Raw genomic sequence first — 25,638 nt, forward strand, 5'->3', positions numbered from 1 at the left:
CGCCCGGCCGCCACGGTCGATGCGGCGCTGGCGCGGGCTCCGGCGCTCGGCTCGGGGCCGCAGCGCGCCGAGTTGCGGCAGCGCCTGATCGCGGGGGAATGCCCGGCCGAGGCGCTGAGGGGCGCCTATGGCCAGATCAACCGGCAGAGCCTGCGGGTGCTGGTGGCCGAACTCGGCGCCTGCGGCTGATGGTGCCCGGGCTCAGCCCGTCAGGACGTTGCTCCAGGAAAGGTCGGACCGGAAGCGGACATCGTCGCCCGTCAGTTCCTCGACGCCCAGAACCGTGACGGAGTTGCCACCCCCCAGCGCGATCACGCAGCCCTCCGCCGTGCTGACAATCGTCAGGTCGTCGAAGTCCAGAGGATCCCAAGGCAGCCCGAAGTTCCGGAACTCGATCACGTCCTTGCCCGGTTCGAAGTCGTGGATGGTGTCGTCGCCATTGCCGGGACGGAACACGAAGACATCGGACCCGCCCCTGGTTTCATCGACCTCCGGCGGGTTTTCGTACCATTCGTCCTCGCTCGCCTCGCCCAGGTAGATGCCGCTCCGGAACTTGGCATCCCCCCACATGTCGTCGTCGCCCCGGCCGCTGACCAGCCGGTCGTTGCCCCCGATGCTTGTGCCGAGCATCTGGTAGGCGTCGCCGTAAAGAAGGTTGCTGCCGCTGTTGCTGGCGAAAAGCGTGTCATTGCCGCCGCGCGAGAACATGTAGCGCGCGTCGCCCATGAGCTCGTTGTCGCTCTGGGCGCCGCCGATGAGCCGGTCATTCCCGCCCTGCCCGCCAAGCCAGTTGCCGTCCCCGCTGAGGAAGTTGATCGAGTTCCGGCCGCCGATCAGCAGGTCATGGCCGGTGCCGAGGCTGCCCCCCATCTCCCAGCCGTCGCCCCAGATGGCATTGTCGGCATTGTCGCCCCCCACCAGCGTGTCCGAGCCGGTGCGCACGGGCCCTTCCACGGACACGCCGTCGCCGTGAAGCCGGTTTTCCGCACGGTCGCCGCCGGTGATGTAGTCGTCGCCGCCAACGCTCCGGCCGCTCATCTGCTCGCCGTCGCCGGTCAGGAAGTTGAACTCTGCCCTGTCGCCGCCGAAGATCCGGTCATCCCCGCCCACGGCATTTCCGCTCATCTCGGCGGCATCACCCCGCAGGTCGTTCCTGCCGCTGTTCCTTCCGCCGACAAGCACGTCATCGCCGCCGCGGCTGTTTCCGTCCATCTCGTCGGCGTCACCCATGAGGGCATTCGAACTGCCGGAACCGCCCCCGCCGAAAAGCCAGTCGTCGCCGCCGCGATCGTTTCCGTCCATCGCCTCCGCATCGCCCGTGAGAGCGTTCGGCTCTCCCCTTCTGCCGAACAGGAAATCGTCAAGTCCGAGCCGGCCAAGCAGGTCAACCATGGCGCATCCTCCGAAGATGTGGGGCCGAAGCCGCAATGAGTCGGGAACAGGCGCGTTGGCCGGATGATACCCGATTTCCGATCTTCCCAGAAGGAAAACGGGCCAGCTGTGAGGACGGACAGGGGTTCAAGAAAGAGGGCGTGGAGGATGAGGGTGGTTTCCGGCAGCCTTCTCCCCGGCCCCGCCCCCGAGGGCGCATCCCGGACGGCAACTGCGACCAAGGTCGCACGGCGCTGTTGCCCGGCACACGCCTTCGTGAGTAGGCTGGACCTTCAGGGACTTCCGATCCTGCGAGGCCGCATGGCAGGCAAGGTCCGATCCTGGGAACTGGTCGAGCATCTCTTCGATGCCTCGGTCAGCCCCGAGCGCCTGGACGAACTGATCGCGGCCTGGGACGCGCAGGCCGTGCAGGCGGGGCTGGACAGCCAGCCCTTGTCCGAATTCGCGGGCCCCGGCTTTGCCCGCCAGATCGCCGGGGTGCTGCAGGTCCTTGAACAGCTGCAGGCGGCCGAGTTGCGGCGGGCCAACGACCTGCTGTCCTCCATGCTGGGCGCGGCGATGGTGCTGACGCAGGACGGATCGGTTGTCGCGGCCAACGAGGCCGCCGGGCGGCTGTTCGGGCTGCGGCCGGGCGGCTCGATCCGCCAGATGCCGCTGGCCCCGGCCGACCTGCCGGCCCTTGCCGCGCGGCTGGCCGAGATCGCGGCGGGGTCGAACGGCGAACGCGACGGCATCCTGCGGCTTCGCACCGCCGGGTCGGACCACGCGGTGCTGGTCCACCTGAAGGCGATGGAGGGCGGCAGCTGCAGGCATGTGCTGGCGGTGACCAGCGAGCTTGCCTGGTCCGAGGCCATCCCCCGGTTCCTGGCGCGGGTCTTCCTGCTGACCCCGGCCGAGATCGAGGTGATGCGGCTTCTGGCCACGGGGGGCACCGTGGCGGGGATCGCCGCCACGACGGGGCGCAGTCCGGGCACGGTGCGCTCGCAACTGCACGCGGTGCTGCAGAAGACGGGCACCGGCACCCAGGCCGAACTGGTGCGCCTCGCGGTCCTGCTGATGCAGTCGGTGCCGGCGGCGGCCGCGCCGCTCAGGGCCCTGCCCGCCCCCGCGCCGCACCAGCGCTTCCTGCGGATGCCCGACGGCCGGCGTGTCGAGCTGCTGGGCTTCGGCGACCCGGCCGGACGGCCCGTGATCTGGATGCAATCGCCCTATGGCCTCTGGCGTCTGCCCCGCGCGGCGCAGGCCGAGTTTTCCCGCCGCCGCCTGCGGGTGCTGGTGCCTTTCCGCGCGGGCTGGTGCAACAGCGACCCGCCCCCGCAGGCAAGCAATCCCTTAGAGCTTGCCGTCGCCGACCTGCGCTGCCTGATGGACCAGTTGCGCATCGGGTCCGCCGTCGTGGTCGCGCCCGCCGACGACATCCGCATCGCCCTGATGCTGGCGAAAACCGAGCCGGGGCGCCTGCGCGCCATCTTCGGGATCGGCTGCGGCTTTCCGATCCGCACCGACGCCCAGTATCGCCGCCTGATCCCCGTCGCCCGCTTCGTGCGCGCCTGCGCCCGCTACAGCCCCAGGGTGCTGCCCTTCATGATCCGCGGGATCTGCGCCAGCATCTCGCGCCACGGGCTGGAAAACTACATGCGCGGCACGCTGGCGCGCGTCCCGGCGGACGCCCGCGCCTTTGCCGACCCCGAGATCGCCTCGGCCTTCTGCGAGGGCGCCGGGCGGATGTTCTTCGGCGAGACCTTTTCCGAAACCGTTGCCGCCGCCGAGTTCGCGCTGTTCCACGAGGACTGGCCCGAGGACCTGGGCCGCGTGTCCTGCCCGGTCACGCTGATCCACGGCGAGCAGGACGGCAATGCGCCCTTCGAGACGGCTCTGGAATACTGCGCCCTGTATCCCGGCTGGCGCTATGTGGCCTGGCCGGACGAGGGCGAGTTCGTGGCCCATGTCCGCTGGCGCGAGGTCCTTGACCTGATCGAGGCCGCCTGCGCCCCCGCGCCCGGCCTTCCGCCCCGGCCCGGCCTTCCCGGAATGTAAGAATTGGGCACGGAAACGCCGCGGCCTCCATCACATGGTGGATGTGCGGGCGGCCGATCTGTCCGACCATCAAGCCCTGACCCGCGAGGGGAATGACCGGCCTGCCGCATGGAGCGGGGCCGTTGCCGAGGATCGCCATCATGATCGAGTTGCTGATCTCCGCCTGTCTGATCACCGGCGACGACTGCCGCGACTTCGCGCTTCACTTCGACGCGCGCGAGGTTTCACTGATGACCTGCGTGCTGCACGGGCAGGCGGTCATCGCGCGCTGGCAGGAGGGCCATCCGGACTGGCAGGTCGCCGGCTGGACCTGCAGCCACCCCGAACGGCGCGAGGTCGCGCTGTGAGCCGTTCGAACGCCCCCGCCCCCGGCAGTGCCAGCCCTCCCCCGCCGGGCCTCGACGCCATGCCCCGCTCTGCGAGACGCAAGGCCGCCTCGCACCCTCGTTCCCGATGCGCCAGAGCGCATCCCTGTTGGGAGAGATCCGATGCCCGCAGTCTTTCACCCTCACCGGCATTCCCTGCTGAGGGCTCTCGACCCGCTCAGGCCCTTCCACTCCGTCCCCGCGGTCCAGCCCCCTCAGCCTCACGTTGCGGATGCGCAGACCGACGGGAACCCCGATCTCTTCTCCGACGATCCGGACGCGCTTCCCCGGTCGCGCTGCGTCAGTGTCTGGGGCCTCGTGGAAGAATGCGCCCGGTTGCGGAGCGACTGGTACTGACATCCGCCGCCTTCTTCCCGGACCGTTCGCCCGCCGGCGTGGTAGTCACGCAAAGCGATGATCAGGGCGCGGTTGCCCTGCACCCCGTGGTTTCAGGACCCGGCGGGCGTGATCAGGTCGAGCCTGGGAAAGTAGGTCGCGTAACGGGCACGGTCGCGGGTCAGCAGGCGATAGCCGCGGACCGCCGCATGGGCGCCGATGTAGAAATCCGGCAAGGGCGAGCGGCGGGCGCCCCCGCGCCGGCGGTAGGTCACGAAGACCTTGCCGGCAAGGAAGCCTGCCGCCCATGGCAGGGGCTCGCGGGCAAAGACCTCCTCGGGCAGAAGGGCGTCCAGCGTCTCGATCCGCGCATGGGCGACCGAGACTTCGGCATAGATCAGCGGGTTGATGACCAGCCGCGCGCCCTGCCCTTCCCGCGCCAGCGCCTCGGCCGACCATGCGGCCCATTGCGGATCGTCGGTGGCGATGTCGATCAGGATGTTGGAATCGACCAGGACCGGCGTCATCCGCGCGTCAGCGCCATGATCTCGTCCGTGGTCATCCCCGTGTCGGCGCTGCCCCTCAGCCGCGTGATGGCCCGATCCAGAGCCTGCGTACGTTCCGCCCGCAACTGGTCCGAGGGGATCACCCGCACCAGCCCGTCGTCGCCCAGGACGAAATCCACCTCGGTCCCCGGATGGAACCCGGCCGCGTCGCGGATGGTCTGGGGAATCGTGACCTGCCCCTTGATGGTGATGCGCATGGATGTCCTCAGTTGGTATTACCCAAGGTAATGCGCCTCTTGCCCCAAAGCAAGGGGACGGGATTTGTTCAATGTCTCAGTCGCTTGAGCCTCTTGCCAACTGGCAATTTCCATCCTTGTCTGCAGGAAATTGCCAGTTGGCAATTTCCGGTCCTCACCCGAAGCGCTCGGCAAGGAACCGGTCCAGTTCCGCCCGCAGCGTCGGCTCGTCGAGGTCGCGGTCGAACTGCAGCGTGACCTCGCGTCCCCGCTCGCGGACGCGCAGCTTGCCCGAAGGCGCCGCCTGTTTCGCAGGCGGCAGCGTCGCCGTCTTCAGCCGCGCCAGCACTTGCGGGACCGGGACAAAGGCGCCCTGCCCCGCCCGCGCATGGTCCTGCTCGGCGGCGATTGCCTCGGCTTCCGCCAGCACCTTGTCGCCCGCATCCGACAGCAAGGGCCGCAGGATACGGGCGTGCAGCTCCTTCAGGTCGGTGATCTGCGGCCAGGCACGGACCACCGCCTCGGGCAGCCGCGCAAGATAAAGATAGCGCGACAGCCAGGCCTCGGAGACTTCCAGACGCGCAGCCATCGCCTTCTGCTTGCCGCCGTAATAGAGATCCAGCGCCCTGGCATAGTCCCGCGCGCGTTCGTAATCCGACAGGTCGGCCCGGTCGCGGTTCTCGATATCGGCGAGCCGGAAGGCCTCCTCGTCCGTCAGGTCGCGGACCTCGACCAGATAGCGGAACTGCGGGTAGTTGTTCGCCCGCAGCCACGAGATGGCGAAGTGGCGGCGCGCACCGCAGATCACCTCGTATTCCGCGCCCTCGCCCTGGCGGCGGCGGACGATGGCCGGAAACTCCTGCTGGCCCTGGGCGCGGATGCTGTCGATCAGGTCGCGGCAGTTCGCCTCGGTCAGCAGCTCATAGGCGCGGTTGTGGCGTTCCCACATGACACAGGTGGCGGGATCGACCCAGCGCAGCACCTTCTCCTCGCGCGTGCCGCTGTCGGCCAGCGCGTTCGAGCGCTTGAGGAACCGCGCACCGCCCTTTTCGGCCGCAGGCGCGGGCTCGTCCATGTCGCGCAGGACGTCGTCGAAAATAGCGTTGTGGCGCTTGCTCACAGCAGTCCCTCCTTGCGCAGATCGCGGTGGTGGCTGGGCCAGGTCTTGCGGGCCAGCAGTTCGACCTCGCGCCCCACAGCGTCCAGATAAGCACGGCAGCGCTTGTGCGTCTCGGTCCGCGTGGCGGCGCCGGTCATCTCATAGACCGTCATCAGGTTGGCGCTGGCATTGTCGATCTCGGCACTGTCCTTCAGCACGGCCATCAGCATGTCCTGCGGAAAGACCGCGTCCATCATCCGCTTGATTGCCTGGTGGGCCGACTTCTGCTCGTTCATCTTCGAAGTCAGGATCTTGACGAAGCTGTACTGCCGCTCGCCCCCGTGGCGTGCGAGTTCGGCCAGCGTCGCCTCCAGCATCTTGAGGAAATGAGCCGTCGAAGCGAAGTCGATGTTGTTGGGCGGCGCGGGGACCAGCAGCGCATTGGCCGCGCGCAGCACTGACAGAGACAGCATTCCCAAGGCGGGCGGCGGATCCAGCAGGATGATGTCGAACTGGTCCGCGATGCTCTCGACCCCTTCGCGCAGCCGGTCGAGGATGAAGGCCGGGTCGCGCGCCATCCGGGCCGCGAACTCGTATTCGGCGTCGTAAAGGCCGAGGTTCGCCGGGATGATCGCAATGCCGGGCCAATAGGTCGCCCGCAAAGCGTAGTGCAGCGTCTTGGGGCCGCCGTGGCGCAAGAAGGGGTAAAGCGTATCCTCCTCCTCATCCACATCCACGTCGGGGTTCAGGCCGAAGACCGCGGTGCTGGAGGCCTGGCTGTCGCAGTCGATGATGCAGACGCGATAGCCCTTGAGCGCGAAATACTGCGCCAGATGCGTGACAATGGTGGACTTGCCGACGCCGCCCTTGAAGTTCTGCACGGCTAGGACCAGCGGCGGATCGCCCTCGGCGCGATGCGGCAGTGTGCCGAAGACCTCGCGCATCCGGGCGATGTCGGCGAGCGAATAGCCCCGTCTGCGGCCGGTGTCCTCGTCCTTGTCAGGGGAGGGAAGGCGGCCATCGCCCTCGGCGTCGCGGATCGCCTTTTCGGAACGGCCGACCATCTCGGCCGCGGTGCGCACGTTGAAGCGCAGGTCCAGCTGCTTCTGCGTGCCGGGGGCAAACACCCGCTCGCGCAGCCGCTCGATCACCGTGGCGGCGCGGCGGCTGAGGACGGAAAGCTCGTCAAGCGTGACGGGCGGAAGAACGCTGTCCATGATCCGGTTCCCTTGTTTGCCGGAACCATGCACCTTCGAAGCTGTGCGGTAAAGTTCGGTTCTTTGACGGGCAGAGGCCAGAAACGGAAAGCTGGCGGTCAAGCCGCGTACGAGCGATTTTGGCCGTCATCCATCATTCGAAACCGCACTTTCAAGCAGGCATGTCGTCCCAATTCGTAAGGGATCAGGCAGAGCTTGGGGCGGCTTTCCCAATCCCTTGTGGATAACAAACTCTCTTCTGGTTCAGGATTCTTCTTGTTCACAGTTCATGAGGTACAAATTGCTGATTTTTATATATTAATTGTGCCATTTCCTACTTTTCGGGATGGCATCCACTACGTTTGGGGAGGTGTGGCGCTACGAATCGGGGCGGCTCGGCCTACGTTCCGGGTGGGTGCCATGGCTTACCTTTGGGGTGAGGGCACCAACCTTGGTAATCCGTCCAAAATCCCTCAACGAAATCAGCCTGCTGCGAATCACCTTTTGTCTCTTGGCAACCCCGTTGCTTACTTTTCGGGTGCAACGCCCGCAGCCCCGTTGAAAAATTACGGCGCCTCGGCTACCCACGTAAGAATTGGAGGGATCGGGGAACCTATGGCGGCAACAGCGATACGCACGGTGGAGGCGCGTCCGACGGCCGACAGCTTGGTCAAGCCGGGCGAGCTGGTCGACCTGGTCGAGGTCACGCCGCTGACGCTGAACGACCGCCGCATCTACAACCTGCTTCTGGAAAACGCCTGGGACGCCATCGACAAGCCGGTGACCCACGTGATTGCCAAGGCGGCGCTGCGGGGCAGCCACAATTCCAACGACCGCGTGGGCGACAGCCTGGAGCGTCTGATGTCGGCCATCGTCAAGGTGGCGGTGGTCTGGGATGGCGAGCCCGCGATCGAGCGGGTTCAGCTTCTGGGCGGGAACCTGGAAAGCGGGCGGGCGGACGGGCTGCTGGAATACGAGATCCCGGCGCGGCTGCGGAAGATCATCCGCAACAGCCAGGTCTTCGCACGGCTTCAACGCGAGGTGATGTTCGCGCTGTCATCGAAATATGCGCTGACGCTCTACGAGATGGTGCAGAAGCGCGGCAACCTGCGCTGGAAGGCCTCGGAACGCTTTGCGCTGGACGGCTTCCGCGGGATCATCGGCGTGCCCAAGGGCAAGCTGTCGTCTTGGTCGAACCTCAAGCTGCGGGCCATCGACCCGGCGGTGGCCGAGGTGAATGCGCTGTCGGACTTCATGGTCGAGGTCGTGCCGCTGAAGACGGGCAGGGCGGTCACGCATGTCGAGCTGCGCTGGTGGCGCAAGGACGGCGATGCCTCGGGCGCCGCGGACAGGGCACTGCAATTTTCCAAGGTCGGCCGCCGCACCAAGGCTGAGGGCCGGACCGAGCAGGTCGAGCCTGCAGCGGCACCGGGGGGGCAGGGCGCCGCGCCCCTGCGCGGGCGCCCCGCCTGGCTCGACAGTCGCGGGCCTGCGCTGCTGACGGAAACCTATGAAACCGCCCGCCTGCGCCATCCCGGCTACGACATCTACTTCGTCGAGGGCGAGTGGCGCGCATGGTCCAGGGGCAAGGATGCGCCCAACGATCCGGACCGCGCCTTCCTCGCCTTCTTCCGCCGCTACGCCGAGGGCAACCCCCTCTGAATTGCCAATTGGCAATCCGCAGCCTCCATGATCAGTCCTCACGTGAGGGTTGAAAATGACAGGCCCTCAAATCTTCCTGATAAAAACCCGTTGACACGGAAGTTTTCCGATCCGAAAGCTTGCGCCTGTGGAACGGTCGGGGCAGGGCGGCGTGCGGGAGGTGTTCGACAGGGTGGACCGCAGGTTGTCGCGGCTTCTCGCCGAGAACGGCGGGGCCTCGGTCAACGACCTGGCCGCGCGGCTCGAGGTCAGTCCGCCCACGGTGCGCGCGCGGCTGAAGGCACTGGTGGGGGCGGGGCTGCTGAAGATCGTGGGCGTTCTGAACGTCTCGGAACGGCCCGAGCTGATCAGCGCCATCATCGGCATCCACGCCAACGGGCGGGGGAAGCTCGACGAGATCGCGCGGCGGATGTCCGAACTGCCCTTCGTGACCTCGGTCAGCATCGTCACCGGGCGCTACGACCTCATCGCCGAGGTGCTGATCGAGGGCGACATGGCGGACCTGTACCGCGTCACCAGCGAACTGCTGCCGGGACTGGCCGAGCCCGGCTGCATCCAGGGCAGCGAGACCTTCGTGGTCATGCGCTCGCACAACAGGTGGCTGAGCGTGCCGAAAGGCGTGTGGGAGGATGACGCCGCGGACCCCCGGGCCCGCGGCAGGCGCGCCGAGGCCTGAGCCGCGGCGACACGACAATGGGGCCGCAGCGCCCCGGCAAAAGGGGAGAGACACAAGATGGGCAGACTGAATGCGATCGCCGGCGTCGTGGCGCTCGCGGGGCTGGCGGCGGCGGCGGTTCCGGCCGCGACCCCCGCCGAGGCGGGAACGCTTGAGGACATCCTCGCGCGGGGCGAACTGCGCGTGGCGGTGCAGACCCAGGGGCCTCCGTTCTCGTTCATGGACAAGAACGGCCAGCGCACCGGCAGCGCCATCGAGCTGACCACCCTCATGGCCCAGGAGATGGGCGTGAAGGTCGTCTATCTCGACTTCGACTGGGACGGGCTTCTGCCTGCGCTGATGTCGGGCAAGGCCGACATGCTGGCCGCCGACATGACGCCGACGCTGGCGCGCGCCACGCAGGTCGCCTTCACCAAGCCCTTCATGTATGTGGGCGCGGTGGCCTTCGCGAAGCAGGGCGGAGAGATCGCCTCGGTCGAGGACTGCAAGAAGCCCGGCGCGACCGTGGCCGTCCTGCTCGGCTCGACCGGCGAGAAGCTGGCCCCGACCGTCTTCCCCGAGGCCGAGATCAAGTCCTTCAAGGGCGGCGGCACGCTGCTGCTGGACGCGGTCGCCTCGGGGCAGGCCGATTGCGGGGTGAACGACAACTCGGCGGTCAAGGCCCAGGCCGCGGCCTATCCCGAGGGCACCTTCACCATCTTCGACCAGATGCTGTCGAAAGAGCCGCTGGCCTATGCGGTGCGCTACGACTCGCTGGACCTGCTGACCTGGGGCAACCTGTTCATCGACACGGTCGAACTGGACGGGCGGCTGCAGAAGAACCTGGACTACTGGGTGAACTCGGACGCCTGGAAGGCCGACCACTGATCCTTGTGCGGCGCCGCGGGGCCTGTGTCCCGCGGCGCCATGTTTTTGCGGCAACCCCTGGGGCGAGATGCTGGGCGGACTGAACACGCGCGTGATGCTGGAATACCTGCCCGAGATCTGGCAGGGCTTCCTTTCGACGCTGTGGCTTTCGGCCGCGGGCTTCCTGGGGGCGATGGCCCTGGGGGTGCTGGCCTGCGCGCTGGCGATCCAGCCCCTGCGCTGGCTGCGCGCGCCGGCCGTGGCCTATGTGGACGTGATCCGCGCGACGCCGCTGCTGGCGCAGCTTTATTTCCTGTATTTCGGCCTGCCGCGCCTCGGCATCGTCCTGCCCGAGATGCTGATCGGCATCATCGCGCTGTCGCTGAACTCGGGCGCCTACATGGCCGAGATCATCCGCTCGGGGATCCTGTCGATCCCGCGCGGACAGGTCGAGGCGGGGATGAGCACGGGGCTCGGCTACATGCAGCGGATGCGGCTGATCGTGCTGCCGCAGGCGCTGCGGGCCACGGTCTCGCCGGTGATCGGGCAGACCATCGTGCTGGTCAAGGACAGCTCGCTTCTGTCGCTGATCTCGGTGGTGGAACTGACGCGGGCGGGCCAGCGCATCGCCATCGACCGCTTCATGCCGGTCGAGGGGCTGGTGGCGACCGCCCTGGGCTACCTGGTGCTGTATTACGCGCTGAAGTCGGCGGCGGGGGCCTGGTCTGCCCGCAACGCCCTTCCGGGCAGGGGGTAGGCGCATGTTCTGGTTCTACGCCGAACGCATCCTCGGCTACTGGCCGGTCCTGCTGAAGGGACTGGGCATGACCCTTGGCCTGTCGCTTCTGTCGCTGCTGATCGGCGCCGCGATCGGCTTTGCCTTCGGCATCATCCGCGCGGGCGGCAACCGCTGGCTGTCGCGCGCGCTCGGGCTTTACATCGACCTGTTCCGCGGCACGCCCTTCCTGGTGCAGGTCTTCATCGTCTTCTTCATCCTGCCCGCCGCGGGGATCGAGCTGTCGGCCTTCGCGGCCGGCGTCGTCGCGCTGTCGAACCTCGCGGCCTGCTTCATCGGCGAGATCGTAGCCGCGGGCCTCAAGGCCGTCCCGCAGGGGCAGCGGGAAGCCGCGCTCGCCTCGGGCATGACGCCCGCGCAGCAGATGCGGCTGGTGCTGATGCCGCAGGCGGTCAGGATCGTCACGCCCTCGCTGGTCGGGCAGTTCGTGCTGCTGATTAAGGACTCCTCGGTCGTCTCGGCCATCGGGCTTCTGGACCTGACGCGCTCGGGCTGGATGATCGTGCAGTCGGTGCCGCAGGGACTGATGGTCTTCGGCACCGTAGGCTTGGGCTATTTCATCATCTGCTATCCGCTGATCCTCCTGTCGCGGCGCCTGGAACGGCGCGGGCAGGACGCCCTGCTGTGACGGGGGATCAGCCCATGGGAAAAGAAGCGCGCATGATCGAGTTCTCGGGCGTCAACAAGTGGTTCGGGCCCCTGCATGTCCTGAACGACATCAGCCTGACCGTCGGCAAGGGCGAGGTGGTCGTGGTCTGCGGCCCCTCGGGGTCGGGGAAAAGCACGCTGATCCGCTGCGTCAACGGGCTGGAACCCTTCCAGCAGGGGCGGCTGGTCGTGGACGGCACCGACCTGTCCAACCGCCGCGCCCTGCGCGCGCTGCGCATGGAAGTCGGCTTCGTCTTCCAGAGCTTCAACCTTTATCCCCACAAGACCGCGCTGGAGAATGTCACGCTCGCGCCCATCCACGTGCGCGGGTTGAACCGCACCGAGGCCGAGGCGCGGGGCAGGGCGCTTCTGGAAAAGGTGGGCCTGGGCGACAAGATGGGGAACTATCCCCACCAGCTTTCGGGCGGCCAGCAGCAGCGGGTGGCGATCGCGCGGTCGCTCTGCATGCAGCCCAAGGTGATGCTGTTCGACGAACCGACCTCGGCCCTCGATCCCGAGATGATCAACGAGGTGCTGGACGTGATGGTGGGCCTCGCGCGCGAGGGCATGACCATGATGGTCGTCACGCATGAGATGGGCTTTGCCCGCAAGGTCGCCGACCGGGTGATCTTCATGGACCGCGGCGCCATCGTGGAAACCGCGCCGCCCGAAACCTTCTTCACCGCCCCCCTTCATGCCCGCACCCGGGACTTCCTGGGCAAGATCCTGCACCACTGATCCCCATGACGAACCCCACCCCTGCGCCGCAGGAGATCGCCGTGATCGGCGCGGGCCTGGTCGGCTCGGCCTGTGCGCTGGCGCTGGCGGCGGATGGCCATCGGGTCACGATCCTCGACCCCGACCCGCCGGGCGCGGGCACCTCGTCGGGGAACGCGGGCGGGATCGTGACGGGGGCCGTGGTGCCGACCGCGACGCCGCAGGTGCTGCGGGCGCTGCCCGGCTATGTGCTGGACCGCAATGGCCCCGCCGTCCTGCGCCTGCGCCACGCGCCGCGTGTGCTGCCCTGGCTGTGGCGCTTCATCCGCGCGGGCCGCCCGTCCGAGGTCGCCCGCATCGCCGCCGCCCTGCAGCCCTTGGTCGAGGGCAGCCTGCGCGCGCACCGGCATCTGGCAGCGCTGGCCGGGGCAGGGGGCCTGATCACCGACGAGGGCTGGCTCAAGGTCTTTGCCTCGGACGCCGAGTTCGCCGCCACCGCCCCCGACCGTGCGCTGATGGACCGCGCGGGCGTCCGCTATCAGGTCCTTGATCAGGCCGAGGTCCTGTCGCTGGAACCGGGCCTCAACCCCGACTTCGCCCGGATCGGGCTGCACCAGCCGGAAAGCGGCTTCGTGCGGAACCCGCGCGGGCTGGCGCAGGCCTATGCGGATGCCGCCCTGTCACGCGGCGCCCGCCACCTGCGCCTGCGGGTGCGGGACCTCTCCCGCCGCTCCGATGGCGTCACGCTGCAGACCGAGGCCGGACCGCAGGACTTCGCCCGCGTGGTGATCGCGGCGGGGGCCTGGTCGGCCACGCTCGCCCGGCAGGCGGGCGACCGCGTCAGCCTCGACACGGAACGCGGCTATCACCTGGGCTTCGGTCCGGGGAGCGAGGGCCTTCTGCGCCGTCCCGTGGGGCTGCCCGCGCTGGGGATGGTGCTGTCGCCCATGCAGGGCGGGCTGCGGCTGGTCAGCGGGGATGAACTGGCAGGGCTGGCAGCAGCCCCCGATTTCCGCCGCATCCGGTCGCTGCTGCCCGGCGCGCGCCGGGCGCTGCCGGGGCTGGCGGACCGGCCGGTCGCCACGGAATGGATGGGCTTCCGCCCCTCGACCCCGGATTCTCTGCCGGTGATCGGGCCGTCGCCCAAGGGGGCGCAGGTGATCCACGCCTTCGGCCACGGCCATCTCGGACTGACGCTTTCGGCCATCACCGCGCGGATGGTGGCCGACGCCGTGGCGGGCCGGGCGCCGCGGATCGACCCCACCCCCTACGGCATCGGCAGGTTCTGACCATGGACGGCTTCCCCATCACCCTTTCCACCCCGACCGAGCATGTCGGACCCCTGCCCGAGGCGGTGGACCTGGCCGTGATCGGCGGCGGCATCGTCGGGCTGATGGCGGCCTGGGCGCTGGCCCGCGAAGGCCAGCGGGTGCTGGTCTGCGAAAAGGGCCGCATGGCGGGCGAGCAGTCGGGCCGCAACTGGGGCTGGGTGCGCCAGCAGGGACGCGACCTGGCCGAGATGCCCCTGATGATCGAGGCGCTGCGCATCTGGCGCGGCTTGCCCGACCCCCTGCGCCGTGCCGTGGGCTTCCGCCAGACCGGCATCACCTATCTCGCGCGGAGCGAGGCGCATCTGGCCGCCTATGAGCAATGGCTCGACGGCGCGCGGGCCTTCGGCCTCGACAGCCAGCTTCTGTCGCGACAGGGGGCCGAGACGATGCTGCCCAACGCCGCCGGCTGGATCGGTGCGCTGCACACGCCCTCGGACGCGCAGGCCGAGCCCTTGCAGGCCGTCCCCGCGCTGGCCCGCGCCGCCGCCGAGGAGGGCGTCACGATCCGGGAAAACTGCGCCGTGCGCGGCCTGCACCTGTCGGCGGGCCGGGTGGCGGGGATCGAGACCGAGGCGGGCCCGGTCCGCTGCGAGCGCGTGATCCTTGCGGGCGGGGCCTGGTCCTCGCTGTTCCTGCGCGCGCATGGCCTGTCGCTGCCGCAGTTGTCCGTCACCTCCAGCGTCAGCGTCACGGGGCCGCTGCCGGAACTGCTGCCGGGGGCGGCGGCCGACGACCGCTTCGCCATCCGTAGGCGGGCCGACGGCGGCTATACCCTGACCCCCTGGTCGCGGCACGAGTTCTTCATCGGCCCCGCCGCCTTCCGCCACCTTCTGCCCTTCCTGCCGCAGTTCCTGGCCGACCCCGCCAGCACCCGCTTCCGCCCGGCCGCACCCGCAGGCTTCCCCGATGCCTGGCGCAGGCCCCGGCGCGCGGGCGGCGAAAGCCCCTTCGAGGCCTGCCGCATCCTCGACCCCCGCCCTGCCGCAGGGGACCTCGCGGCGGTGCGGCAGCATTTCGCCCGCGCCTTTCCGGCGATCGGGCGGCCGCCGATCGTCCGGCAATGGGCGGGCATGATCGACGTGACCCCGGATTCGCTGCCGGTGATCGACCACACGCCCATTCCCGGCCTGACGGTCGCCACGGGGATGAGCGGGCATGGCTTCGGCATCGGTCCCGGCGTCGCGGGCGTGCTGGCGGACCTGGCGATGGGCCGCCGCCCCCGGCACGACCTGTCGCCCTTCCGCTGGGGCCGGTTCCGGCGCTTCCGCCAGCCCCCGTCCTCGGCGATCTGAGGGAGGGGGGGACAAGGCCACAAGCCTCAGGGCGTCCGCGCGATCCCCGACTTGACGCGGCGGATCGGGATCGAGCTTTCGATGTTCGACACCCCCGGAACCCTTGTCAGCTTGCCGGTCAGGAAGGTCTCGTAGCTGCCAAGGCTTTCGGTCACGATCCGCAGCAGATAATCGCGGCTGCCCGTCATCAGCCAGCAGTCCACCACCTCGGGGAAGCTGCGCACGGCAGCCTCGAACTCCTCCAGCGCGCGGTCGATCTGGCGGTCGAGCTGCACCGACACGAAGACCGAGATGCCGTAGCCCAAAGCCGGTTCGTCGATCAGGGCGCTGTAGCCGGTGATGATGCCCCGGCTTTCCAGCGCCCGGATGCGCCGGGCGACGGGTGTGGCGCTCAGCCCCACCTGGGCCGCGATGTCCTGCACCGACATGCGCCCGTCCTGCCGCAGCAGGCGCAGGATCCTGATCTCGAACGGGTCGAGCCGAGGGGATTCCACTCGCATCGGGGCAATATCCTTCATCTTTGCGCCAGATTTTCCGGCAAACGGTGATTTCCGCAAGAAACCCCTCGCGCAGCCGCCTTATCCTGTCCCGAAGCCAGGGAGAACACGCCATGACCAGCCCCCATCTGAAGACCGTCGAGCAGCGGCTGCTGTGGCTGTCGCACTGGATGATCCACAACGCCAATCACGTCCGCCCCAAGGTGGACGGGATCAAGATCGGCGGGCACCAGGCCTCCTCGGCCTCGATGGTGTCGATCCTGGCGGCGCTGTATTTCACCGCGTTGCGGCCGCAGGACCGGGTGGCGGTCAAGCCCCATGCCTCGCCGATCTTCCACGCCATGCAGTACCTGATGGGAAACCTCAGCCGCGAGAAGATGGAGAACTTCCGCGGCTATGGCGGCGTCCAGTCCTATCCCTCGCGCACCAAGGACGTGGACGACGTGGATTTCTCGACCGGCTCGGTCGGCCTCGGGGTGGCGGTCACGGCCTTCGCCTCGCTGGTGCAGGACTATGTGGCGGCCAAGCCCTGGGCGGGGGACCGGCCCATGGGGCGGATGATCGCGCTGATGGGCGACGCCGAGCTGGACGAGGGCAACATCTACGAATGCCTGCAGGAAGGCTGGAAGCACGACCTGCGCAACTGCTGGTGGGTGATCGACTACAACCGCCAGTCGCTGGACGGCGTCGTCCGCGAAGGCTTGTGGAGCCGGATCGAGGCGATCTTCGGCGCCTTCGGCTGGGATGTCGTGCGCGTGAAATACGGCGCCCTGCAGCGCGCGGCCTTCGCCGAACCGGGGGGCGAGGCGCTGCGCCAGTGGATCGACGCCTGCCCGAACCAGCTTTATTCGGCGCTGACCTTCCAGGGCGGCGCGGTCTGGCGGGCGCGGCTGATGGACGACCTCGGTGACCAGGGCGAGGTGTCCGCCCTGATCGCCCGGCGCAGCGACGCGGAACTCGCCGCGCTGATGGAGAACCTGGGCGGCAACTGCGTCCAGACCATGGCCGAGGTCTTCGCCGGGATCGACCACGACCGCCCGACCTGTTTCCTCGCCTATACCGTCAAGGGCTGGGGCACCCCCATCGCCGGGCACAAGGACAACCACGGCGGGCTGATGACGAAGGCCCAGATGGCCGGATGGCAGGCCCACATGGGCGTGCCCGAGGGCCAGGAATGGGACCGCTTCGCGGGCGTCGAGGATGTTCAGGGCTTCCGCGCCTTCCTCGATGCCGTGCCCTTCTTCGCCAGGGGGACGCGGCGGCTGTCGGACGCGGCGATCCCGACTCCCGCCGTGGAGCCTGCTTCCGAGCGCGAGATTTCCACGCAGGCGGCCTTCGGCAAGATCCTCGACCAGCTTGCGCGGGGCGACAGCCCGCTGGCCGAGCGGCTGGTGACGACCTCGCCCGACGTGACGGGGACGACCGGCCTCGGGGCATGGGTCAACCGCCGCAAGCTCTTTGCCCGCAACCCCTTGGCCGACACCTTCCGGGCCGAGAACATCCCTTCCACCGCGAAATGGGACTTTGCGCCGGAAGGCCAGCACATCGAACTCGGCATCGCCGAGATGAACCTGTTCCTGCTGCTGGCCGCGGCGGGGCTGTCGCATTCGCTCTTCGGGCGGCGGCTGATCCCGGTCGGCACGCTGTACGATCCCTTCGTGGCCCGGGGCTTGGATGCGCTGAACTACGCCTGCTACCAGGACGCGCGCTTCATCGTGGCGGGCACGCCCTCGGGGGTGACGCTGGCGCCGGAAGGGGGGGCGCACCAGTCGGTCGGCACGCCCCTGATCGGGATGAGCCAGGACGGGCTCGCGGCCTTCGAGCCGGCCTTCGCGGACGAGCTGGCCGTCATCATGGAATGGGCCTTCGACTATCTGCAGCGCGACGGCGAGGGCGACCCCGACGAGCGGACCTGGCTGCGCGACCAGACCGGCGGCTCGGTCTATCTGCGCCTGTCCACCAACCCCGTCGAGCAGCCGGGCCGCCGCCGCGACGACGCCTTCCGGCAGGGCGCCATCGACGGCGCCTACTGGCTGCGTCCGCCAGGGCCGAACAGCGACGTGGTGATCGCCTACCAGGGCGCCGTCGCGCCCGAGGCGATTCGCGCCGCGGCCATGATTGCCGAGGGCCGGCGCGACGTGGGCGTGCTGGCCGTCACCTCGGCCGACCGTCTGAACGCGGGCTGGACCGCCGCGCAGCGGGCGCGGGCGCGCGGGAACGCATCCGCGCGCTCCCATGCCGAGGCGCTGCTGGACCCGCTGCCGCGCGACTGCACGCTGGTCACGGTGATCGACGGCCACCCCGCGACGCTGTCCTGGCTGGGGGCGGTCGCGGGCCACCGGACGATCCCGCTGGGGGTCGAGCATTTCGGCCAGACCGGCACCATTGGCGATCTTTACCGCCATTTCGGCATCGACGCCGACACCATCGCCGCGCGCGTCGCGGGTCTGACCGTCGGCCGCCCGATCCCCGGCCGCGCCGCCTGAAATGGGCGCGGTCCCCCGAACCACGCGCAAACCTCTGCCGCCCGGATGGGCCTGCTGCCTGTCGGGGCGGCAGGCCCGAAACGCCGTGCGCCTAAGCCGCGCAAGGCTGCGAAAAGATGTTGACTCGAGGGAAAGGCACTCTCCATAACTGAACCACTGGCAATGTGGTTTGGATATTGGTTTGACCCCTCACCCCACGAACGTGACAGGAACCCCCGCCGAGGCGCTGCTGAAGGTCCGCGATCTGCGGATCACCTTCGGGAACTCGGCCGAGGTGATCTCGGGCGTCGATCTGGCGGTCACGCCGGGCGAGACGCTGGCCATCGTCGGCGAATCCGGCAGCGGCAAGAGCGTGACCTCGCTGGCCGTGATGGGCCTTCTGGGCGCCAAGGGCGTGCGGATCGAGGGCGCGGCCGAGTTCGACGGCCAGCGGCTGAACCTCGCGCATCCTGACAGCCTGACCGGGCTGCGCGGCGACCGCATGGCGATGATCTTCCAGGAACCGATGACCTCGCTGAACCCGGCCTTCCGCATCGGCGACCAGATCGCGGAAGCCGTGCGCTGCCACCGCGACGTGACCGAGGCCGAGGCCCGCGCCCGCGCGCTGGACATCATGCGCAAGGTGGGCATCTCGGCCCCCGAACGCCGGATGCGCCAGTATCCGCACGAGCTGTCGGGCGGCATGCGCCAGCGCGTGATGATCGCCATGGCGCTGGTGAACGAGCCCGCGCTGCTGATCGCGGACGAGCCCACCACGGCGCTGGACGTGACCATCCAGGCGCAGATCCTCGACCTGATCTCGCAGCTTCAGCGCGACCGGGGCATGGCGGTGGTCTTCATCACCCATGACCTGGGCGTCGTGGCGCAGGTCGCCCACCGCGTGGCCGTCATGTATGCGGGGCGCATCGCGGAAACCGGCACGGTCGAGCAGGTCTTCAACGACCCCCAGCATCCCTACACGATCGGGCTTCTGGGCTCGATCCCTTCGCTGACGGGGCCGCGCACGCGGCTGGCCACGGTGCCGGGCTCGGTGCCCTCGCCGGCCGAGATGCCGAAGGGCTGCCGCTTTTCCACCCGCTGCCCCTTCGCCCAGCCGAAATGCGCCGAGCAGCCCCGCCTGCGCGAGCTTGCGGCCGGGCACCGCGCCGCCTGCCATTACGCGCCCCTTGAACTCAGCTTCGGGACTGCCGCATGAGCGATGACACCATCCTGTCGGCCCGCGGCCTGACGCGGCATTTCCAGGGGGCGGGCGCGCCCTTCCGCAAGCCCCCGCCCGTGCGCGCGGTGGACGGCGTGTCGCTGGACATCCGCCGGGGCGAGACCTTCGCCATCGTGGGCGAATCCGGGTCCGGCAAGTCCACCCTCGCGCGGCTTCTCGCGCGCCTTCTGGAGCCGACCGCGGGCAGCGTCGCCTTCGAGGGGCGCGAGATCGCGGGCCTGTCCGGCAAGGCGCTGAAGGAACTGCGCCGCGACGTGCAGTTCATCTTCCAGGACCCGTTCTCCTCGCTGAACCCCCGCGCCAGCGTCGGCACCCTGATCGGCGAGCCGCTGGAAACCCATTTCCCGCAGATGTCCGCCGCCGAGCGCCGCGACCGCGTGGCCGAACTGCTGACCCAGGTCGGCCTGCGCCCCGAGCACATGGGCCGCTATCCGCATGAATTCTCGGGCGGGCAGCGCCAGCGGATCGGGATCGCCCGCGCCTTGGCCTCGCGCCCGACGCTGGTGATCGGGGACGAACCGGTCAGCGCGCTGGACGTGTCGGTCCAGGCGCAGGTGGTGAACCTGCTTGCCGACCTGCGCGAGGCCCTGGGGCTGACGCTGATCGTGATTGCCCATGACCTGGCCGTGATCCGGCACATGTCGAACCGCGTGGCGGTGATGTACCTGGGCACGCTGGTGGAACTTGGCGACACCGACGAGATCTTCGCCACCCCCCGTCATCCCTATACCCGCGCGCTGCTGGCCGCGATCCCCGAACCCGTCCCCGGCCTCGACCGCCCGGCCGAGGCGATCGGAGGCGAGATCCCGTCGCCCGCCGCGCCCCCGCCCGGCTGCCGCTTCCACACCCGTTGCCCCTATGCGCGCGAACGCTGCCGGATCGACGTGCCGGAACTGCTGGACGACGCGGGCGACGGCCATCCGGTCGCCTGCCATTTCTGGCGCGAGATCGCGGCGGAAAACCCCTTCGCGCCCCCCGCCCACCGCGATGAGGACGGCCCCGCCGCCGCCCGCATCGCCCTTTACCGCCGCGCCGTGGCGCAGGCCGAATCCCCGACACCGACAACAGGGAAATGACACGCATGACCACCAGACTTTCGCTGATCGCGGCGCTTCTGCTGTCCACGGCGGCGGCCGCCAGTGCCGCCGAACTGCGCATCGGGCTTGAGAACGACCCCGACACGCTCGACCCCGACCGCTCGCGCCTGTTCGTGGGCCGCATCGTCTTCACCGCCCTGTGCGACAAGCTCGTGGACGTGAACGAGAAGCTCGAGATCGTCCCGCAGTTGGCCACCGCCTGGACCCAGTCCGAGGACGGCCGGTCCATCACCTTCACCCTGCGCGAGGGCGTCAAGTTCCACGACGGCACCGACTTCAACGCCGAGGCCGTCAAGGCCAACATCGAGCGGTCGAAGACCCTTGAGGACAGCGTCCGCAAGTCGGAACTGGCCTCGGTCGAGTCGGTCGAGGTGATCTCGCCCACCGAGGTGCGGCTGAACCTGTCGGCGCCGGACGCGACCGTCATGGCGCAGCTGACCGACCGCGCGGGGATGATGATGTCGCCGGCGGCCTTTGCCGAGGGCAAGGACTTCGCCAGCGCGCCGGCCTGTTCCGGCCCCTTCAAGTTCGTCAGCCGCGTGGCGCAGGACCGGATCGAGCTGGAACGCTTTGCCGACTACTGGAACGCCGAGGCGATCAAGCTGGACCGCGTGGTCTACCTGCCCATTCCCGACACCACCGTGCGTCTGGCGAACCTGCAGTCGGGCGACCTGGACATGATCAACCAGCTGGCGGCGACCGACATCCCGGCCGTGCAGGGCAACGGCAACCTGCGGGTGGAACAGGTCACGGGCCTGGGCTACCAGGGCATCTACTTCAACCTCGCCAACGGGCCGCAGTCCCAGAACCCGCTGGGTCAGGACGCGCGCATCCGCCAGGCGCTGAACCTGTCGATCGACCGCAACGCGATCAACCAGGTGGTCTTCCAGGGCGCCTTCCCGCCCGCGGGTCAGCCCTTCCCGCCGGACAGCCCTTACTACAACGAGGCCTATGCCGCGCCCGAGCGTGACGTGGAAAAGGCCAAGGCGCTGCTGGCCGAGGCCGGGGTCGCCACCCCCGTCAACATCGAGCTGCAGGTGCCGAACCGCCCCGAGAACCAGCAGACCGCCCAGATGATCCAGGCCATGGCGGCCGAGGCGGGCTTCAACGTCAACATCGTGACCAAGGAATACGCCACGCTCGTGTCCGACGGGGCCGAGGGCAGCTTCCAGTCCCACACCAAGGGCTGGTCGGGCCGGATCGACCCGGACGGGAACCTGCACCAGTTCGTCACCACCGGCGCGGGCTTCAACGACGGGCATTATTCCAACCCGGAAGTGGACCGCCTGCTGAACGAGGCGCGCACCCTGACCGACCCGGCGCAGCGCAAGGAACGCTATGACGCGGCGCAGGCGATCCTGCAGCAGGACCTGCCGGTCACCTACCTCTACTACCAGGCCTGGCTTTATGGCGTGGACGCGGGCGTCCAGGGCTTCAAGCCCTATCCCGACGGGATGATCCGCCTGCAGAACGTGTCCGACGCGGACTGATCCGCCAACCGGGCGCGGCCCCGACAGGCCGCGCCCGCCCACCGATTGCCGGAGCCCTCGGCCCATGCTCAACCTCTTCCTGCGGCGCATCGTCGGCGCCATTCCGACGATCCTTCTGATCTCGGTCTTCGTCTTCGCGCTGCAGAAGCTGCTGCCGGGCGACCCGGTGCTGGCGATGGCGGGCGAGGAACGCGACCCCGTCGCCCTTGCCGCCATCCGCGAGCAGCTTGGCCTGAACGACCCGCTGCCGGTGCAGTATTTCAACTGGCTGCTGGCGGCGCTGCAGGGCGATCTCGGCACCTCGCTGCGGACCGGCCAGCCCGTGACGGAACTGATCCTGCAGAAGCTTCCGGTGACGCTGCAGCTTGGCGTCATGGCGATCCTGATCGCGCTGGTGATCGGCATTCCCGCGGGGATCCTGTCGGCCGTCCGCAAGGGCACGCTGACGGACTACACGGCGAACCTGGTCGCGCTCTCGGGGATGTCGGTGCCGAACTTCTGGCTGGGCATCTTGCTGATCATGCTGGTGTCGGTGCGCTGGCAGCTTCTGCCCGCCTCGGGCTACGTGCCCCCGAGCGAGGATTTCGTGCAGTCCATGCGCACCATGATCATGCCCGCCTTCGTGCTGGGCACGGGGCTTGCCGGCGCGCTGATGCGGCACACGCGTTCGTCCATGCTGGGCGTGCTGAAACAGGACTATGTCCGCACCGCCCGCGCCAAGGGCGTGCCCGAACGCCGCGTGGTCCTGCGCCACGCCTTCCGCAACGCGCTGACCCCCATCGTCACGCTGACCGCGCTGCTCTTCGGCGAACTGATCGCGGGCGCGGTGCTGACCGAACAGATCTTCACCATCCCCGGCTTCGGCAAGCTGGTGGTCGATGCCGTCTTCACCCGAGACTACGCCGTCGTGCAGGGCGTGGTGATGGTGACGGCGGTGGGCTTCATCCTGATGAACCTCGTGGCCGACATGCTGTATATCCTTCTCAACCCCCGCCTGAGGGCCGCGTAATGGCGAACGAGGCAATCGCCGCGCGCACCGTCGCGCCCGTCATCGACACCCCCGCCCGCCGCAGCTGGCGCAAGTTCCGCACCCATCGCAGCGCGATCCTGGGCGCGATCATCGTGGGCGCCTTCCTGCTGGTCGCGCTGCTGGCGCCGGTGCTGCCGCTGCTGGACCCCGCCGCGACCGACTGGGCCGCCGTGCGGCAGGCCCCGAGCGCGGCGCATCCGCTCGGCACCGACGAGATCGGGCGGGACGTGCTGTCGCGCATGATCTGGGGCGCGCGGGCGTCCGTCCTCGCCGGCATCGTCTCGGTCGGGATCGCGATCCTTCTGGGCGTGCCGTTGGGAGTGCTGGCGGGCTATTTCGGCGGCTGGACCGACATCGTGATCTCGCGCTGCACCGAGGCGCTGCTGGCCGTGCCCTTCCTGATCCTCGCCATCGCGCTGGCGGCCTTCCTGGGGCCGAGCCTGACCAACGCCATGATCGCCATCGGCATCTCGGCCACGCCCATCTTCGTGCGCCTGACGCGCGGGCAGGTCATCAACATCCGGGCCGAGGATTACGTCGAGGGCGCCCATGCCATCGGTCTCTCCACCCCGCGCATCCTCGCGCGCTACATCCTGCCCAATGCCATGCCGCCCGTGCTGGTGCAGGCCACGCTGACCGTCGCCGCCGCGATCATCGCCGAAGCCTCGCTGTCCTTCCTCGGCCTCGGGCAGCAGCCGCCCGCGCCCTCCTGGGGGTCGATGCTGAACACGGCCAAGAACTTCATGGCGCAGGCGCCGTGGCTGGCGATGTGGCCGGGCCTCGCGATCTTCCTGGTCGTGCTGGGCTTCAACCTTCTGGGCGACGGGTTGCGCGACGCGCTCGACCCCCGCGAATGACTTCCCGATCGAAAGAAAGAACGATGAGCGATTTCACCACCCGTCCCGAGATCCGGGGCACCTTCGGCGTTGTCACCTCGACCCACTGGATCGCCTCGGCCGCGGGCATGGCCATGCTGGAACGCGGCGGCAACGCCTTTGACGCGGCGGTGGCCACGGGCCTCGTGCTGCAGGTGGTCGAGCCGCACCTGAACGGCCCGGCGGGCGACCTGCCGGTGATCTGGCGCGAGGCCGGGGGCGAGCCGCAGGTGATCAGCGCCCAGGGGCCCGCGCCCAAGGCCGCGACCCTCGAGGCGATGCAGGACCTGGGCCTGACGCTGATCCCCGGCTCGGGCCTGCTGGCGACGGTGGTGCCCGGCGCCTTCGACGGCTGGATGAAGCTTCTGGCCGAAAAGGGCAGCCTGACCCTGCGCGAGGTGATGGAGCCCGCGATCTTCTACGCCCGCGACGGCCACCCCGTCCTGCCGCGCGTCGCCAACACCATCAAGGGCATCGCGGACTTCCTGCGCAAGGAATGGCCCAGCTCGGCCGCGGTCTGCCTGCCCGGCGACACCTGCCCCGAGCCGGACGGGCTGTTCCGCAACCCCGACCTTGCCGCCACCTACCAGCGGATCGTGGACGAGGCCGAGGCGGCGTCCAGCGACCGCGCGGGCCAGATCGAGGCTGCCCGCGCCATCTGGTCGGACGGCTTCGTCGCGGACGCCATCTGCGACTTCCTGGACACGGCCGAGCTGGCCGATATCAGCGGCGACCGCCACCGCGCCCTTCTGGCGCGCGAGGACCTGTCGGGCTGGCGCGCGCGCAGCGAAGCGCCGTTGTCGCTCGATTACCACGGCTGGACGGTCTACAAGACCGGACCCTGGGGGCAGGGGCCGGTGCTGCTGCAGGCGCTGGCGATCCTGCGCGGCATCGACCTCGCCTCGATGGACCCCTGCGGGACCGAGTTCGTCCACACCGTGATCGAGGCGATGAAGCTCGCCTATGCCGACCGCGAGGCCTATTACGGCGACCCCGACTTCTCGGACATCCCCATGGACGTCCTGCTGTCCGAGGATTACGCCGCCGAGCGCCGCAAGCTGATCGGCCCGAGTGCCTCGACCGAGCAGCGCCCCGGCCGGGTGCCGGGCTTCGAGCATCTGGCCGACGCCGCCATCGCCCGCGCCGCCCGGGACTTCGGCGCAAGCGTGGCCGTCAGCGTCGAGCCGACCATGGCGCATCTGGTCGAAAAGCGCGGCGACACGGTCCACCTGGACGTGATCGACCGCTGGGGGAACATGGTCTCGGCCACGCCCTCGGGCGGCTGGCTGCAAAGCTCGCCCGCCGTGCCGGGCTTGGGCTTCCCGCTGAACAGCCGCGCGCAGATGTTCTGGCTGGAAGAGGGCGTGCCCTCGGGCCTGCGCCCCGGCGCGCGCCCGCGCACGACGCTGACGCCGTCGATGGCGCGGAACGGCGACCGCTGGCTGTCCTTCGGCACGCCCGGCGGCGACCAGCAGGACCAGTGGCAGCTGATCTGGTTCCTGCGCTTCGTCCACCACGGCGGCAACCTGCAGGCCAACATGGACCGGCCGCTGTTCCACTCGGTGCATTTCCAGGGCTCGTTCTACCCGCGCAAGGCGGAGCCGGCGAAGATGCTGATCGAGCCCGCCTTCGACGCCGCCGTGATCGAGGAACTGCGCGCCCGCGGCCACATCGTCGAGGTGACCGAGCCTTGGGCCGTCGGCCGTCTGACCGCCGCCCTGCGCGAACCCGAGGGAATCCTGCGCGCGGCGGCCACGCCGCGGCTGATGCAGGCCTATGCGGTGGGGCGCTGACATGAGGCGGAACAGG

Annotated in this window: 23 protein-coding genes and 1 pseudogene; 18 read left to right on the forward strand and 6 right to left on the reverse strand. The window is 69.2% G+C overall.

The features are described 5' to 3' along the window. Positions 1-189: pseudogene (locus tag BLQ03_RS18370) on the forward strand (hypothetical protein); the annotation flags it as partial. Between the two features lie 12 nt (positions 190-201). Here BLQ03_RS18370 and BLQ03_RS12980 read toward each other — a convergent pair. Beyond that, positions 202-1,392 (reverse strand): hypothetical protein, encoded by a 1,191-nt coding sequence (locus BLQ03_RS12980; RefSeq protein ID WP_090756759.1) that lies wholly within the window; start codon positions 1,390-1,392, stop codon positions 202-204. Positions 1,393-1,692: 300 nt separating this feature from the next. Between BLQ03_RS12980 and BLQ03_RS12985 the strand changes: the two genes are divergently transcribed. Beyond that, positions 1,693-3,429, forward strand: a complete 1,737-nt coding sequence (locus BLQ03_RS12985; RefSeq protein WP_175558871.1) for a LuxR C-terminal-related transcriptional regulator — start codon at positions 1,693-1,695, stop codon at positions 3,427-3,429. Between the two features lie 140 nt (positions 3,430-3,569). Further along, the gene (locus tag BLQ03_RS12990; RefSeq protein WP_090756761.1) at positions 3,570-3,776 is read left to right on the forward strand and encodes a hypothetical protein; all 207 of its coding nucleotides are present in this window, start codon (positions 3,570-3,572) and stop codon (positions 3,774-3,776) included. Positions 3,777-4,243: 467 nt separating this feature from the next. Here BLQ03_RS12990 and BLQ03_RS13000 read toward each other — a convergent pair whose 3' ends face one another. From BLQ03_RS13000 to BLQ03_RS13015, 4 genes are all read right to left on the reverse strand, one after another. After that, complete coding sequence (locus tag BLQ03_RS13000; protein WP_090756763.1) at positions 4,244-4,657, reverse strand: type II toxin-antitoxin system VapC family toxin; 414 nt, start codon at positions 4,655-4,657, stop codon at positions 4,244-4,246. Beyond that, complete coding sequence (locus BLQ03_RS13005; protein WP_090756764.1) at positions 4,654-4,893, reverse strand: AbrB/MazE/SpoVT family DNA-binding domain-containing protein; 240 nt, start codon at positions 4,891-4,893, stop codon at positions 4,654-4,656. The genes BLQ03_RS13000 and BLQ03_RS13005 overlap by 4 nt, the downstream gene beginning before the upstream one ends. Positions 4,894-5,047: 154 nt before the next feature. After that, positions 5,048-5,992, reverse strand: coding sequence for a ParB/RepB/Spo0J family partition protein (locus BLQ03_RS13010; RefSeq protein ID WP_217629747.1), 945 nt, complete (start codon positions 5,990-5,992; stop codon positions 5,048-5,050). Then, positions 5,989-7,188 (reverse strand): AAA family ATPase, encoded by a 1,200-nt coding sequence (locus BLQ03_RS13015; protein WP_090756765.1) that lies wholly within the window; start codon positions 7,186-7,188, stop codon positions 5,989-5,991. Before BLQ03_RS13015 ends, BLQ03_RS13010 begins: the two co-directional genes overlap by 4 nt. A 618-nt stretch (positions 7,189-7,806) precedes the next feature. On the opposite strand from BLQ03_RS13015, the gene BLQ03_RS13020 reads away from it, so the two are divergent. From BLQ03_RS13020 to BLQ03_RS13055, 8 genes are all read left to right on the forward strand, one after another. Continuing rightward, entirely contained in the window at positions 7,807-8,829 is a 1,023-nt protein-coding gene (locus BLQ03_RS13020) for a replication initiation protein (RefSeq protein WP_245688901.1), read from the forward strand. A gap of 160 nt (positions 8,830-8,989) precedes the next feature. Next, on the forward strand, positions 8,990-9,505 hold the full coding sequence (locus BLQ03_RS13025; RefSeq protein WP_217629748.1) for an Lrp/AsnC family transcriptional regulator: 516 nt from the start codon (positions 8,990-8,992) through the stop codon (positions 9,503-9,505). Between the two features lie 57 nt (positions 9,506-9,562). Further along, positions 9,563-10,372 carry an ABC transporter substrate-binding protein gene (locus BLQ03_RS13030; protein ID WP_090756767.1) on the forward strand — a complete coding sequence of 270 codons (810 nt, stop codon included), beginning with the start codon at positions 9,563-9,565 and terminating at the stop codon, positions 10,370-10,372. 67 nt (positions 10,373-10,439) lie between these two features. Then, entirely contained in the window at positions 10,440-11,108 is a 669-nt protein-coding gene (locus tag BLQ03_RS13035) for an amino acid ABC transporter permease (RefSeq protein WP_090756768.1), read from the forward strand. Positions 11,109-11,112: 4 nt separating this feature from the next. After that, positions 11,113-11,775, forward strand: a complete 663-nt coding sequence (locus tag BLQ03_RS13040) for an amino acid ABC transporter permease (RefSeq protein ID WP_090756769.1) — start codon at positions 11,113-11,115, stop codon at positions 11,773-11,775. Positions 11,776-11,789: 14 nt separating this feature from the next. Next, a complete protein-coding gene (locus BLQ03_RS13045) occupies positions 11,790-12,533 on the forward strand; it encodes an amino acid ABC transporter ATP-binding protein (protein WP_281201009.1) in 744 nt (247 codons plus the stop codon). A gap of 5 nt (positions 12,534-12,538) precedes the next feature. After that, complete coding sequence (locus BLQ03_RS13050) at positions 12,539-13,801, forward strand: NAD(P)/FAD-dependent oxidoreductase (RefSeq protein ID WP_090756771.1); 1,263 nt, start codon at positions 12,539-12,541, stop codon at positions 13,799-13,801. A 2-nt stretch (positions 13,802-13,803) separates the two neighbouring features. Beyond that, positions 13,804-15,135, forward strand: coding sequence for an NAD(P)/FAD-dependent oxidoreductase (locus tag BLQ03_RS13055; protein WP_090756772.1), 1,332 nt, complete (start codon positions 13,804-13,806; stop codon positions 15,133-15,135). Positions 15,136-15,161: 26 nt separating this feature from the next. Here the strand turns inward: BLQ03_RS13055 and BLQ03_RS13060 are convergent, their stop codons facing one another. Further along, positions 15,162-15,635, reverse strand: coding sequence for an Lrp/AsnC family transcriptional regulator (locus BLQ03_RS13060; protein ID WP_090756773.1), 474 nt, complete (start codon positions 15,633-15,635; stop codon positions 15,162-15,164). 110 nt (positions 15,636-15,745) lie between these two features. On the opposite strand from BLQ03_RS13060, the gene BLQ03_RS13065 reads away from it, so the two are divergent. The 7 genes from BLQ03_RS13065 to BLQ03_RS13095 all read left to right on the forward strand — a co-directional run bounded on the left by BLQ03_RS13065 (position 15,746) and on the right by BLQ03_RS13095 (position 25,622). Next, positions 15,746-18,118 (forward strand): transketolase-like TK C-terminal-containing protein, encoded by a 2,373-nt coding sequence (locus BLQ03_RS13065; RefSeq protein WP_090756774.1) that lies wholly within the window; start codon positions 15,746-15,748, stop codon positions 18,116-18,118. Between the two features lie 202 nt (positions 18,119-18,320). After that, positions 18,321-19,313 (forward strand): ABC transporter ATP-binding protein, encoded by a 993-nt coding sequence (locus BLQ03_RS13070; protein ID WP_090756832.1) that lies wholly within the window; start codon positions 18,321-18,323, stop codon positions 19,311-19,313. After that, positions 19,310-20,413 carry an ABC transporter ATP-binding protein gene (locus tag BLQ03_RS13075; RefSeq protein WP_090756775.1) on the forward strand — a complete coding sequence of 368 codons (1,104 nt, stop codon included), beginning with the start codon at positions 19,310-19,312 and terminating at the stop codon, positions 20,411-20,413. Before BLQ03_RS13070 ends, BLQ03_RS13075 begins: the two co-directional genes overlap by 4 nt. Before the next feature lie 5 nt (positions 20,414-20,418). After that, on the forward strand, positions 20,419-21,924 hold the full coding sequence (locus BLQ03_RS13080; protein WP_090756776.1) for an ABC transporter substrate-binding protein: 1,506 nt from the start codon (positions 20,419-20,421) through the stop codon (positions 21,922-21,924). A gap of 64 nt (positions 21,925-21,988) precedes the next feature. Beyond that, complete coding sequence (locus BLQ03_RS13085) at positions 21,989-22,933, forward strand: ABC transporter permease (protein WP_090756777.1); 945 nt, start codon at positions 21,989-21,991, stop codon at positions 22,931-22,933. Further along, positions 22,933-23,811 carry an ABC transporter permease gene (locus BLQ03_RS13090; RefSeq protein WP_090756778.1) on the forward strand — a complete coding sequence of 293 codons (879 nt, stop codon included), beginning with the start codon at positions 22,933-22,935 and terminating at the stop codon, positions 23,809-23,811. The genes BLQ03_RS13085 and BLQ03_RS13090 overlap by 1 nt, the downstream gene beginning before the upstream one ends. A gap of 23 nt (positions 23,812-23,834) precedes the next feature. After that, positions 23,835-25,622 (forward strand): gamma-glutamyltransferase family protein, encoded by a 1,788-nt coding sequence (locus tag BLQ03_RS13095; protein WP_090756779.1) that lies wholly within the window; start codon positions 23,835-23,837, stop codon positions 25,620-25,622. Positions 25,623-25,638 lie beyond the last annotated feature (16 nt).

Origin of the sequence: Paracoccus chinensis, assembly GCF_900102885.1 — a bacterium.
Lineage (GTDB): Bacteria > Pseudomonadota > Alphaproteobacteria > Rhodobacterales > Rhodobacteraceae > Paracoccus > Paracoccus chinensis.